Annotated in this window: 1 protein-coding gene (only partly in view); it reads right to left on the bottom strand. The window is 61.0% G+C overall.

Annotation, left to right across the window (positions count from 1 at the left end):
- Positions 1 to 14,815 carry the 5' portion of an ESPR-type extended signal peptide-containing protein gene (locus L0U80_RS29695; protein WP_233874668.1) on the bottom strand. 13,916 nt of this gene lie to the left of the window's left edge, so only the first 14,815 of its 28,731 coding nucleotides appear in the window; its start codon is at positions 14,813 to 14,815; its stop codon lies beyond the left edge, outside the window.

Raw genomic sequence — 14,815 nt, 5'->3', positions numbered from 1 at the left:
TGCTGACGTTGCCGCTGTTGTTCAGGTCGCCACCGATATTGGTGGTGCCATTGTCACCCGTCGTGTTCAGCGTGCCGTTGTTGTCCACGCTGCCGTTGACGTTCAGCGAGCCGTTGTCGGTGGCCACCGTCCCGTTGTTATCCAGGCTGCCGTTGACATCGGTCGTGCCGCCATTGCTGGTGTCGATCGTGCCGTTCGCGTCGTTCGTGACGTTGCCCGACACGTTCAGCGTGCCGTTGTCGGTCGTGCTGACGTTGCCGCTGTTGTTCAGGTCGCCACCGATATTGGTGGTGCCATTGTCACCCGTCGTGTTCAGCGTGCCGTTGTTGTCCACGCTGCCGTTGACGTTCAGCGAGCCGTTGTCGGTGGCCACCGTCCCGTTGTTATCCAGGCTGCCGTTGACATCGGTCGTGCCGCCATTGCTGGTGTCGATCGTGCCGTTCGCGTCGTTCGTGACGTTGCCCGACACGTTCAGCGTGCCGTTGTCGGTCGTGCTGACGTTGCCGCTGTTGTTCAGGTCGCCACCGATATTGGTGGTGCCATTGTCACCCGTCGTGTTCAGCGTGCCGTTGTTGTCCACGCTGCCGTTGACGTTCAGCGAGCCGTTGTCGGTGGCCACCGTCCCGTTGTTATCCAGGCTGCCGTTGACATCGGTCGTGCCGCCATTGCTGGTGTCGATCGTGCCGTTCGCGTCGTTCGTGACGTTGCCCGACACGTTCAGCGTGCCGTTGTCGGTCGTGCTGACGTTGCCGCTGTTGTTCAGGTCGCCACCGATATTGGTGGTGCCATTGTCACCCGTCGTGTTCAGCGTGCCGTTGTTGTCCACGCTGCCGTTGACGTTCAGCGAGCCGTTGTCGGTGGCCACCGTCCCGTTGTTATCCAGGCTGCCGTTGACATCGGTCGTGCCGCCATTGCTGGTGTCGATCGTGCCGTTCGCGTCGTTCGTGACGTTGCCCGACACGTTCAGCGTGCCGTTGTCGGTCGTGCTGACGTTGCCGCTGTTGTTCAGGTCGCCACCGATATTGGTGGTGCCATTGTCACCCGTCGTGTTCAGCGTGCCGTTGTTGTCCACGCTGCCGTTGACGTTCAGCGAGCCGTTGTCGGTGGCCACCGTCCCGTTGTTATCCAGGCTGCCGTTGACATCGGTCGTGCCGCCATTGCTGGTGTCGATCGTGCCGTTCGCGTCGTTCGTGACGTTGCCCGACACGTTCAGCGTGCCGTTGTCGGTCGTGCTGACGTTGCCGCTGTTGTTCAGGTCGCCACCGATATTGGTGGTGCCATTGTCACCCGTCGTGTTCAGCGTGCCGTTGTTGTCCACGCTGCCGTTGACGTTCAGCGAGCCGTTGTCGGTGGCCACCGTCCCGTTGTTATCCAGGCTGCCGTTGACATCGGTCGTGCCGCCATTGCTGGTGTCGATCGTGCCGTTCGCGTCGTTCGTGACGTTGCCCGACACGTTCAGCGTGCCGTTGTCGGTCGTGCTGACGTTGCCGCTGTTGTTCAGGTCGCCACCGATATTGGTGGTGCCATTGTCACCCGTCGTGTTCAGCGTGCCGTTGTTGTCCACGCTGCCGTTGACGTTCAGCGAGCCGTTGTCGGTGGCCACCGTCCCGTTGTTATCCAGGCTGCCGTTGACATCGGTCGTGCCGCCATTGCTGGTGTCGATCGTGCCGTTCGCGTCGTTCGTGACGTTGCCCGACACGTTCAGCGTGCCGTTGTCGGTCGTGCTGACGTTGCCGCTGTTGTTCAGGTCGCCACCGATATTGGTGGTGCCATTGTCACCCGTCGTGTTCAGCGTGCCGTTGTTGTCCACGCTGCCGTTGACGTTCAGCGAGCCGTTGTCGGTGGCCACCGTCCCGTTGTTATCCAGGCTGCCGTTGACATCGGTCGTGCCGCCATTGCTGGTGTCGATCGTGCCGTTCGCGTCGTTCGTGACGTTGCCCGACACGTTCAGCGTGCCGTTGTCGGTCGTGCTGACGTTGCCGCTGTTGTTCAGGTCGCCACCGATATTGGTGGTGCCATTGTCACCCGTCGTGTTCAGCGTGCCGTTGTTGTCCACGCTGCCGTTGACGTTCAGCGAGCCGTTGTCGGTGGCCACCGTCCCGTTGTTATCCAGGCTGCCGTTGACATCGGTCGTGCCGCCATTGCTGGTGTCGATCGTGCCGTTCGCGTCGTTCGTGACGTTGCCCGACACGTTCAGCGTGCCGTTGTCGGTCGTGCTGACGTTGCCGCTGTTGTTCAGGTCGCCACCGATATTGGTGGTGCCATTGTCACCCGTCGTGTTCAGCGTGCCGTTGTTGTCCACGCTGCCGTTGACGTTCAGCGAGCCGTTGTCGGTGGCCACCGTCCCGTTGTTATCCAGGCTGCCGTTGACATCGGTCGTGCCGCCATTGCTGGTGTCGATCGTGCCGTTCGCGTCGTTCGTGACGTTGCCCGACACGTTCAGCGTGCCGTTGTCGGTCGTGCTGACGTTGCCGCTGTTGTTCAGGTCGCCACCGATATTGGTGGTGCCATTGTCACCCGTCGTGTTCAGCGTGCCGTTGTTGTCCACGCTGCCGTTGACGTTCAGCGAGCCGTTGTCGGTGGCCACCGTCCCGTTGTTATCCAGGCTGCCGTTGACATCGGTCGTGCCGCCATTGCTGGTGTCGATCGTGCCGTTCGCGTCGTTCGTGACGTTGCCCGACACGTTCAGCGTGCCGTTGTCGGTCGTGCTGACGTTGCCGCTGTTGTTCAGGTCGCCACCGATATTGGTGGTGCCATTGTCACCCGTCGTGTTCAGCGTGCCGTTGTTGTCCACGCTGCCGTTGACGTTCAGCGAGCCGTTGTCGGTGGCCACCGTCCCGTTGTTATCCAGGCTGCCGTTGACATCGGTCGTGCCGCCATTGCTGGTGTCGATCGTGCCGTTCGCGTCGTTCGTGACGTTGCCCGACACGTTCAGCGTGCCGTTGTCGGTCGTGCTGACGTTGCCGCTGTTGTTCAGGTCGCCACCGATATTGGTGGTGCCATTGTCACCCGTCGTGTTCAGCGTGCCGTTGTTGTCCACGCTGCCGTTGACGTTCAGCGAGCCGTTGTCGGTGGCCACCGTCCCGTTGTTATCCAGGCTGCCGTTGACATCGGTCGTGCCGCCATTGCTGGTGTCGATCGTGCCGTTCGCGTCGTTCGTGACGTTGCCCGACACGTTCAGCGTGCCGTTGTCGGTCGTGCTGACGTTGCCGCTGTTGTTCAGGTCGCCACCGATATTGGTGGTGCCATTGTCACCCGTCGTGTTCAGCGTGCCGTTGTTGTCCACGCTGCCGTTGACGTTCAGCGAGCCGTTGTCGGTGGCCACCGTCCCGTTGTTATCCAGGCTGCCGTTGACATCGGTCGTGCCGCCATTGCTGGTGTCGATCGTGCCGTTCGCGTCGTTCGTGACGTTGCCCGACACGTTCAGCGTGCCGTTGTCGGTCGTGCTGACGTTGCCGCTGTTGTTCAGGTCGCCACCGATATTGGTGGTGCCATTGTCACCCGTCGTGTTCAGCGTGCCGTTGTTGTCCACGCTGCCGTTGACGTTCAGCGAGCCGTTGTCGGTGGCCACCGTCCCGTTGTTATCCAGGCTGCCGTTGACATCGGTCGTGCCGCCATTGCTGGTGTCGATCGTGCCGTTCGCGTCGTTCGTGACGTTGCCCGACACGTTCAGCGTGCCGTTGTCGGTCGTGCTGACGTTGCCGCTGTTGTTCAGGTCGCCACCGATATTGGTGGTGCCATTGTCACCCGTCGTGTTCAGCGTGCCGTTGTTGTCCACGCTGCCGTTGACGTTCAGCGAGCCGTTGTCGGTGGCCACCGTCCCGTTGTTATCCAGGCTGCCGTTGACATCGGTCGTGCCGCCATTGCTGGTGTCGATCGTGCCGTTCGCGTCGTTCGTGACGTTGCCCGACACGTTCAGCGTGCCGTTGTCGGTCGTGCTGACGTTGCCGCTGTTGTTCAGGTCGCCACCGATATTGGTGGTGCCATTGTCACCCGTCGTGTTCAGCGTGCCGTTGTTGTCCACGCTGCCGTTGACGTTCAGCGAGCCGTTGTCGGTGGCCACCGTCCCGTTGTTATCCAGGCTGCCGTTGACATCGGTCGTGCCGCCATTGCTGGTGTCGATCGTGCCGTTCGCGTCGTTCGTGACGTTGCCCGACACGTTCAGCGTGCCGTTGTCGGTCGTGCTGACGTTGCCGCTGTTGTTCAGGTCGCCACCGATATTGGTGGTGCCATTGTCACCCGTCGTGTTCAGCGTGCCGTTGTTGTCCACGCTGCCGTTGACGTTCAGCGAGCCGTTGTCGGTGGCCACCGTCCCGTTGTTATCCAGGCTGCCGTTGACATCGGTCGTGCCGCCATTGCTGGTGTCGATCGTGCCGTTCGCGTCGTTCGTGACGTTGCCCGACACGTTCAGCGTGCCGTTGTCGGTCGTGCTGACGTTGCCGCTGTTGTTCAGGTCGCCACCGATATTGGTGGTGCCATTGTCACCCGTCGTGTTCAGCGTGCCGTTGTTGTCCACGCTGCCGTTGACGTTCAGCGAGCCGTTGTCGGTGGCCACCGTCCCGTTGTTATCCAGGCTGCCGTTGACATCGGTCGTGCCGCCATTGCTGGTGTCGATCGTGCCGTTCGCGTCGTTCGTGACGTTGCCCGACACGTTCAGCGTGCCGTTGTCGGTCGTGCTGACGTTGCCGCTGTTGTTCAGGTCGCCACCGATATTGGTGGTGCCATTGTCACCCGTCGTGTTCAGCGTGCCGTTGTTGTCCACGCTGCCGTTGACGTTCAGCGAGCCGTTGTCGGTGGCCACCGTCCCGTTGTTATCCAGGCTGCCGTTGACATCGGTCGTGCCGCCATTGCTGGTGTCGATCGTGCCGTTCGCGTCGTTCGTGACGTTGCCCGACACGTTCAGCGTGCCGTTGTCGGTCGTGCTGACGTTGCCGCTGTTGTTCAGGTCGCCACCGATATTGGTGGTGCCATTGTCACCCGTCGTGTTCAGCGTGCCGTTGTTGTCCACGCTGCCGTTGACGTTCAGCGAGCCGTTGTCGGTGGCCACCGTCCCGTTGTTATCCAGGCTGCCGTTGACATCGGTCGTGCCGCCATTGCTGGTGTCGATCGTGCCGTTCGCGTCGTTCGTGACGTTGCCCGACACGTTCAGCGTGCCGTTGTCGGTCGTGCTGACGTTGCCGCTGTTGTTCAGGTCGCCACCGATATTGGTGGTGCCATTGTCACCCGTCGTGTTCAGCGTGCCGTTGTTGTCCACGCTGCCGTTGACGTTCAGCGAGCCGTTGTCGGTGGCCACCGTCCCGTTGTTATCCAGGCTGCCGTTGACATCGGTCGTGCCGCCATTGCTGGTGTCGATCGTGCCGTTCGCGTCGTTCGTGACGTTGCCCGACACGTTCAGCGTGCCGTTGTCGGTCGTGCTGACGTTGCCGCTGTTGTTCAGGTCGCCACCGATATTGGTGGTGCCATTGTCACCCGTCGTGTTCAGCGTGCCGTTGTTGTCCACGCTGCCGTTGACGTTCAGCGAGCCGTTGTCGGTGGCCACCGTCCCGTTGTTATCCAGGCTGCCGTTGACATCGGTCGTGCCGCCATTGCTGGTGTCGATCGTGCCGTTCGCGTCGTTCGTGACGTTGCCCGACACGTTCAGCGTGCCGTTGTCGGTCGTGCTGACGTTGCCGCTGTTGTTCAGGTCGCCACCGATATTGGTGGTGCCATTGTCACCCGTCGTGTTCAGCGTGCCGTTGTTGTCCACGCTGCCGTTGACGTTCAGCGAGCCGTTGTCGGTGGCCACCGTCCCGTTGTTATCCAGGCTGCCGTTGACATCGGTCGTGCCGCCATTGCTGGTGTCGATCGTGCCGTTCGCGTCGTTCGTGACGTTGCCCGACACGTTCAGCGTGCCGTTGTCGGTCGTGCTGACGTTGCCGCTGTTGTTCAGGTCGCCACCGATATTGGTGGTGCCATTGTCACCCGTCGTGTTCAGCGTGCCGTTGTTGTCCACGCTGCCGTTGACGTTCAGCGAGCCGTTGTCGGTGGCCACCGTCCCGTTGTTATCCAGGCTGCCGTTGACATCGGTCGTGCCGCCATTGCTGGTGTCGATCGTGCCGTTCGCGTCGTTCGTGACGTTGCCCGACACGTTCAGCGTGCCGTTGTCGGTCGTGCTGACGTTGCCGCTGTTGTTCAGGTCGCCACCGATATTGGTGGTGCCATTGTCACCCGTCGTGTTCAGCGTGCCGTTGTTGTCCACGCTGCCGTTGACGTTCAGCGAGCCGTTGTCGGTGGCCACCGTCCCGTTGTTATCCAGGCTGCCGTTGACATCGGTCGTGCCGCCATTGCTGGTGTCGATCGTGCCGTTCGCGTCGTTCGTGACGTTGCCCGACACGTTCAGCGTGCCGTTGTCGGTCGTGCTGACGTTGCCGCTGTTGTTCAGGTCGCCACCGATATTGGTGGTGCCATTGTCACCCGTCGTGTTCAGCGTGCCGTTGTTGTCCACGCTGCCGTTGACGTTCAGCGAGCCGTTGTCGGTGGCCACCGTCCCGTTGTTATCCAGGCTGCCGTTGACATCGGTCGTGCCGCCATTGCTGGTGTCGATCGTGCCGTTCGCGTCGTTCGTGACGTTGCCCGACACGTTCAGCGTGCCGTTGTCGGTCGTGCTGACGTTGCCGCTGTTGTTCAGGTCGCCACCGATATTGGTGGTGCCATTGTCACCCGTCGTGTTCAGCGTGCCGTTGTTGTCCACGCTGCCGTTGACGTTCAGCGAGCCGTTGTCGGTGGCCACCGTCCCGTTGTTATCCAGGCTGCCGTTGACATCGGTCGTGCCGCCATTGCTGGTGTCGATCGTGCCGTTCGCGTCGTTCGTGACGTTGCCCGACACGTTCAGCGTGCCGTTGTCGGTCGTGCTGACGTTGCCGCTGTTGTTCAGGTCGCCACCGATATTGGTGGTGCCATTGTCACCCGTCGTGTTCAGCGTGCCGTTGTTGTCCACGCTGCCGTTGACGTTCAGCGAGCCGTTGTCGGTGGCCACCGTCCCGTTGTTATCCAGGCTGCCGTTGACATCGGTCGTGCCGCCATTGCTGGTGTCGATCGTGCCGTTCGCGTCGTTCGTGACGTTGCCCGACACGTTCAGCGTGCCGTTGTCGGTCGTGCTGACGTTGCCGCTGTTGTTCAGGTCGCCACCGATATTGGTGGTGCCATTGTCACCCGTCGTGTTCAGCGTGCCGTTGTTGTCCACGCTGCCGTTGACGTTCAGCGAGCCGTTGTCGGTGGCCACCGTCCCGTTGTTATCCAGGCTGCCGTTGACATCGGTCGTGCCGCCATTGCTGGTGTCGATCGTGCCGTTCGCGTCGTTCGTGACGTTGCCCGACACGTTCAGCGTGCCGTTGTCGGTCGTGCTGACGTTGCCGCTGTTGTTCAGGTCGCCACCGATATTGGTGGTGCCATTGTCACCCGTCGTGTTCAGCGTGCCGTTGTTGTCCACGCTGCCGTTGACGTTCAGCGAGCCGTTGTCGGTGGCCACCGTCCCGTTGTTATCCAGGCTGCCGTTGACATCGGTCGTGCCGCCATTGCTGGTGTCGATCGTGCCGTTCGCGTCGTTCGTGACGTTGCCCGACACGTTCAGCGTGCCGTTGTCGGTCGTGCTGACGTTGCCGCTGTTGTTCAGGTCGCCACCGATATTGGTGGTGCCATTGTCACCCGTCGTGTTCAGCGTGCCGTTGTTGTCCACGCTGCCGTTGACGTTCAGCGAGCCGTTGTCGGTGGCCACCGTCCCGTTGTTATCCAGGCTGCCGTTGACATCGGTCGTGCCGCCATTGCTGGTGTCGATCGTGCCGTTCGCGTCGTTCGTGACGTTGCCCGTGATGGTTGTCGAACCATTGTCCGACGTGCTGATCGTCCCGTTATTCGCAACGTCCGTACCACTGGCAGAGTTGCCGGTGATATGGGTTGTACCGTTATCGGTATTTATCGAACCGTTGTTTTCGACGCCCGTCCCGCTCGTCGAATCGCCCTGGATTGCGATCGTGCCGTTGTCCGTCGCGTCCGTGGAACCGTTCGAGCCGATCTCCACGCCCGTATTCGTCCCCGAGTCACCCGACACGCTAATCGTGCCGTTACCCGACACAGTGGTCGTGCCGTTCAGTTCCGCGCCAATGCCCGTGCTGGAGTTACCCGAGATGTTCGCTGTCGCGTTGCCACCCAGCGTCAGGCTGCTGCCCGGATCCTCCTGGAAGCCCGTCCCGTTCGTCGAATTCCCCGAAACCGTAATCGTGCCGTTGTCCGTCGCGCTGAGGTTCGCGCTCAGCTCCACAGCCGTGCCGTTGACCGACGTGCCCGCCAGGTTCAGCGCACCGTTGCCCGTGATCTGCGTATCGCCGTTGAAATCGTTACCCGTGCCGTTCACCGAGCTGCCGAACGCGTTGACCACAGCGTTGCCACTGATGTTCATCGTGGCGTGCGGCGTCATGCTCTCCAGTACCCCGATGCCGTCCACCGAACTGCCATTGATGTTCAGCGTCGCGTTGTCCGACACGTTCGTGCTGCCGTTCAGGCGCACGCCCGTCCCGTTGCCCGTCGCCGTGCCGGCCAGGCTCACGTTCCCGCTGCCGTTCACGTTCAGTGAACCATTCACATCCTGCGACACGCCGGTGCCCGTCACCGTGTTGCCCGTCACGTTCAGCGACGCAGTGTCCGTCACCGTGACATTGCCGAGTTCCACGCCGGTGCCCGCGTTCGAGCTGCCCGACATGTTCATCGTGGTGTTGCCATCCAGCGTCAGGCCATCGCCCGCGCCCAGGTAGATCGCCGCACCCGTGTTCGACGTACCCTCCAGCGACACGTTCGTGCCCGACGCGGACTTGAGCGTCCCGCCCAGGCCGAGGCCATTGCCGCTATCCGAACTGCCCTGGACAATCAGGGTGGCATTCCCCGTCAACGTGGTGTTACCAATCAGGTCTACGCCATCACCCGTGCTCGAATTGCCCGAGATGTTCGCTGTCGCGTTGCCACCCAGCGTCAGGCTGCTGCCCACATCCTCCTGGAAGCCCGTCCCGCTGGTCGAATTCCCCGAAACCGTAATCGTGCCGTTGTTTGTCGCACTGAGGTTCGCGCTCAGCTCCACGGCCGTGCCGTTGACCGACGTGCCCGCCAGGTTCAGCGCACCGTTGCCCGTGATCTGCGTATCGCCGTTGAAATCGTTACCCGTGCCGTTCACCGAGCTGCCGAACGCGTTGACCACAGCGTTGCCACTGATGTTCATCGTGGCGTGCGGCGTCATGCTCTCCAGTACCCCGATGCCATCCACCGAACTGCCATTGATGTTCAGCGTCGCGTTGTCCGACACGTTCGTGCTGCCGTTCAGGCGCACGCCCGTCCCGTTGCCCGACGCCGTGCCGGCCAGGCTCACGTTCCCGCTGCCGTTCACGTTCAGTGAACTATTCACATCCTGCGACACGCCCGTCCCGGTATTCGACATGCCGGTTGCGTTGAGGGTGCCATTACCCGATACGGTCACCGACTGCGAAAGGTTCAGGCCTGTTCCAGAATCCGATGCGCCAATAAGTGTGAGGTTGCCGTTGCCGGTTACCGCCGCGCCACCGCCCAACGAAACGCCATCATATGTGTCCGATGTACCGTCGAGCGTCACGGTGGCATTGCCGCTCACCGCAACGACGCCGTTCGCGTACACCCCCCCGTTGCCATTGGCGGTCACACTGCCGGTACCGGCTACCGTAAGGTTGTTTCCGAAGGAAATACCGGTTCCATTATCACCGCTACCGGAGCCGGTCAGATTGACAGCGCCGTTGCCCGACAAATTGAAGTTGGTGTTACCCGAAAAAACAATCCCGCTACCACTGGTGGAGTCGCCCGTCACATTCAATGTGCCGTTACCCGCAACGTTGTCGGTAAGGTTAGCGGCGAAATACACGCCCGTGTTGGTATCCGAGGTGCCACTAACCGCCAGGTTACCGCCGCTGACATTCAGCGAGGTGTTCACGAAAACACCATAACCGCCATTCGAAGAACCAATAACATTCAGCGCGCCATTACCGGACACCGAGACGTTCCCCGCGAGATCTATGCCGTCGATGGAATCGCTCTGGGTGTTACCAATGAGCGTCAGACTTCCATTGCCGTTGGCCCCCAGGCTGATGTTTGAAGGCAGGCTCAAACCGTGCCCTGTGTTCGACGTACCATTGAACACCACATTACCCGCGTTGACCACGTACGACGACGGGGAGCCGATGAAGCTGATACCGTACCCGCTACCTTCCGCCACGCCAGTGACCGTGAATGTGCCGCCACTTTGGGTAACCTTGCTCAAGTTCAGCGCCACGCCACTGCTGTTGCCGGTCGTACTGGCCGTCGTACCGGCAATGTTCAATGTGCCATTACCTGAAATCGACAGGCTCCCGCACAAGTCAACGCCGTCGATGCCACCGTTCGACGTCATGCCAATGAGCGTCACACTGCCGGTTCCGCTGACCGCCACGTTGGTCCCGACATTCAGACCCTGACCTGTGTTCGACGTACCATTGAACACCACGCTGCCGGCGTTCACACTAATATTTCCCTGCGACGACGAAAACTGAATGCCGGCACCGGCGCCATTCGACACGCCGGTGACGTTCGTCGAACCCGCGCCAGTCGTCGCGATACTACCGTTGAAGCTCACACCGTTGCTGATATTCGAACTACCTGAAATATTCAGCGCACCGTTGCTGCTAACCGTCGCACACCCGCTAAAGCTCACGCCCGAACCGCCGTCCGACTGGCCGGTAACATTCAGCGTGCCATTGCCGGTCACGTTGTTAGACTTCCCGCTGAAAGCTACACCGGTGCCGTTACCGGCCGAGTTGCCCGTGACGTCCAGCGCCCCGCTGCCATCCACCGTGACACAGCCGCCAACATTCACACCGGTGCCGTTAGCGCCCGAGGTGCCCGCAATATCCAACGCCCCGGTGCCATTCACCGTGACACAGCCGCCAAGATTCACACCGGTGCCGTTACCGCCCGAGTTGCCCGCGACGTCCAGCACCCCGCTTCCATTCACCGTGACACAGCCGCCAAGATTTACACCGGTGCCGTTACCGCCCGAGTTGCCCGCAATATCCACCACCGCGCTGCCATTCACCGTGACACAACCGGTGACGGTCGTGCCCAAACCGCCTCCATTCGATGTCCCGTTAATAGATACATTGGCGGTATCGACCACATTGAGACTACCGCCCATTAACACGGCCGTGCCATTTCCGTCCGCGTAGCCGGTAATATTGGCAGTACTGCTGCCGTTCACCGTTATGGTCAGACCCGAACCGACATTCACACCATAACCGGTACTGCCATAGGCCGTACCAATAACGTCCGCCGATCCCCCATTGCTCACCGTAAAGTTTGGCGAACCGACCGTGCCTTCGAGAACGCCCGCAGCATTGCCGTAAGTGGTACCAATAACGGTAAAATGACCACCCGAGATATTGTTAAGACCGTTCAGGACGACGCCGTTGTTGCTGTTCGACGTGCCGTTCATCAATACGGTCGCGCCATCGCTAATGTTCATCGGGGCCGACCCCGCGCAGGAGCGGATGATACCGGCCCCGGTATTCGATATACCTGTGATCGTCAAACTGCTGCCGGCACCCGTTATCGTGGAACATCCAAACAAATCCACGCCATCGCCGGAATTGGATTGCCCGCTAATAGTGACATTTCCGCCACTGACGGTAAGCACCTGAGACGTAACAGCCGGTGTTTCGACGCCAGCAGAAGTATTTGATACGCCGAAGATCGAAACGTTGCCACCGCTAACGTTTATGCCCCCATTGGTACTGCTACTATATACGCCGAATCCGCCTTTCGATTGCCCGAAGACGTTCAGCGTGCCATTGCCAGAAACCGTCACCCCACCCTGAAAATCCACGCCATCCTGGGTGCCGCCCACGACACCCACGAGATTCAACGTGCCGTTATCGGCGACCTTCACCGGGTTATAAAAACTCAAGCCGGTTCCTGTACTGTTATTCGCAGTACTATTGATGCTCAGCGTCCCGTTTCCGGATACCGTCACGTTTTCACTAGCCCCGGATATGCACACGCCGGTACTGGCGGTGGTGGAGTTCGAGGTACCTGTGATATTCAGCGTGCCGTTGTCGCTTGCCGACAGATTGTTGTTCCCGGATATGCACACACCGGTACCAGAGTTTGATGCGCCACTGATAACAGCGTTGCCGCTACCGTTTACCACCACGTTCCCGGATACACACATACCGGTACCGGACCCCGATTTACCGGCGATATTCAAGACGCCGGTATCGCTTACCGTTACGTTGTTCCCGGATATGCACACACCAACGCCAGAGTTCGATGTACCAGCAATGGTCACGTTTCCGCTGCCGCTTACCGCCACGCATCCGGACACACACACACCCTGATTAGAACCATTCGTCGTGCCACTAATCATCGTAGTGCTATCCGCCACCGACAGGTTGCCGTTGACGTAAACACCCATGGCAGTACCCGTACCCAACCCCGTGCCGGTAATGTTCAGCGCACCGTTGTTGGACACCGATACATTACCGACTAGCTGTACGCCATTACCCGAGGACGTCGCGCAGCCGAACCCACCCGTGCCATTGAACATCACGCTACCGCCGCTGATGGTCACCGGGGCATTCATGTATACACCGGTACCAGTCGCGCCGTACGACAATCCAGTAACATTCAGTGAGCCATTACCGGCTACCGACACGGCGCCGGACAGATTCACACCATTCGCACTCCCGGTTGACGCCGTCGACGTACCTGTGATCGTCAGGTTACCGCCCGTCACGTTCAGCGGAGCGTTCACTGCAACGGCGACACAAGTGGTGCTGGCCGACGACCCATTGATGGTCACGGTACCGGCGCTCACATTCAGCGCACCATTCACGTAAACGCCATAACCGACACCAGTAGCACTGGTCGAACCTGTGATGTTCAGCGTACCGGGTGCGCCGAAGTTCAACGCACTGCCGAGATAAACACCTGTGTTGGAGTTAGCACTCCCTGCGATCGAGCCGCCACCGATGTTGTTCAGCGAACCGGACAGGTTAACAGCGATAGTGCTGGTATTTGTCGTATTGCCCCAGATATTCAACGTGCCGCCGCTCAGGCCGATCGTGCTCGTTGCCGCAGTGGTGACTGAACCCGTGCCGTTATTTCCAATGTCCGCTGTCAGGTTCAGGTCCAGCGCGCCGCCACCGGTGGACGTAATATTGCCGCTGAGGTTGATGCTGCCGTTGGCCAGCATCGTCAGCGACGTCTCACTGGTGCATGTGTCAACGATATCTGCGCCCGCCTGCTGCGTAATGTTGCCCGTCGCGCTGCCGCTGCTCGCCGTCGTGATCGTCACGTTCGTGCCCGAGCTCAGCGTATTGCTGATCGTCGTATTGCTTACCGTCGCCGTTGAATTGCTTCCGCCACTGAACGTCCCGTCGCCCAGGTTCCCGCTGTAGTTCGCGTCCGTCCCGGAACTGATGGTCAGGTCCGTCGGGTCGATCAGCCACTGCCCACCCACGCCGTTGGGCGCCGCCGCCGTGATGTTGCCCTGGACTTCCAGGTCATGGCCCGAGGTCTCAATGAAACCACCATTGCCGTGCGCCGACCCCGCGTCAATGGTTGCGCCTGACCCCACCACGGTCAGGTTCGCGAAGTTCACGTCTGAGATCAGCGATGCAGCTGAGCTGTTGGGCACGTGATTCAACGTGTCTCCACCCAGGATCACCGTGCCGCCCTGGGCATCACCGCTCACGTTGATGCTTGCATTGCCAAGGATGCCTACCCGGTCGCCCGTGATGACAACCGTGCCGCCCACGCCGCCCGCCGTCGTGTTCGAAGCGTCGATCTGGCCCGTCACTATCGCATCACCCGTGTTGCCTGCGTCGGCCACCACGGTTCCCGCCTTGACCACCCCGGACATATTGATCACGGTCTCAAGCACGGTATCGGCACCGCGGGCTGTCAGCAGCACCGCTCCATTGCCCGTCTGGATATTCCCGCTGTTGTCCACCAGCGCATTGGCCGTGGCATTGTTCAGCGTGACCGAAATCCCCTGCCCGTTGTCCAGCGCCACCGTCGCGCTGTCGCCCGCAGCCAGCACCACCGTCCCGTTCGGCACCGTGATGGTGCCGGTGTTCTTCACCTGGTCGGCAACGAGCGTGACATAGCCCTTTGCGTTGATCGTGCCATCGTTGACGATCCCGGCGTTTATACCCGTCGAGCTCAGATTCAGCGTGTCGCCCGCCATGAACTGGGTCGGGTCGATGTTCTTCGTCGTCGCCAGCAGCGACCCCACGTTCACCACCGCGCCGCTGCCGAACAGGATCCCGTTCGCGTTCTGGATCAACACCTGGCCGTTGGCCAGCAGCTGGCCCTGAATGTTCGACGGCACACCGCCCACCACCCGGTTCAGTGTCTGTGACGTCACACTGGGCTGGATGAACTGGACGGTGTCGCCCGAGCCGATGCTGAACGTGTTCCAGTTGATCACGCCGCGCTGCGTGCTCTGGGTGACCGTCATCGTGTTGCCGCTCTCGCTGATGCTGGCCTGCCCAGCCACCACCTGGCCCCCTGTCGGCAGCGTCGTCGCCAGAACCGTCCGTGGGTCAGCCAGCAACAGGGCGAGGCAGATCGAGCTCAGCAGGGAGACAACGGCCCGCCCCACGACAGGTGTCGCAGCGCCATTCCCATTCCCTTGCCCCGGTTGCTTGCCCTGACTTGTTGCGGTCTCCTCTACCGCAACGAGCATGCCCAACCGCTTGCTGAAAATCTTCCTGAATCGCCCCTTGTTCAT

The organism is Paraburkholderia adhaesiva (genome assembly GCF_021390575.1).
Classification (GTDB): domain Bacteria; phylum Pseudomonadota; class Gammaproteobacteria; order Burkholderiales; family Burkholderiaceae; genus Paraburkholderia; species Paraburkholderia adhaesiva.
The sequence above is the reverse complement of the archived record's forward strand: the minus strand, read 5'-3'. Positions and strand labels throughout refer to the sequence as shown.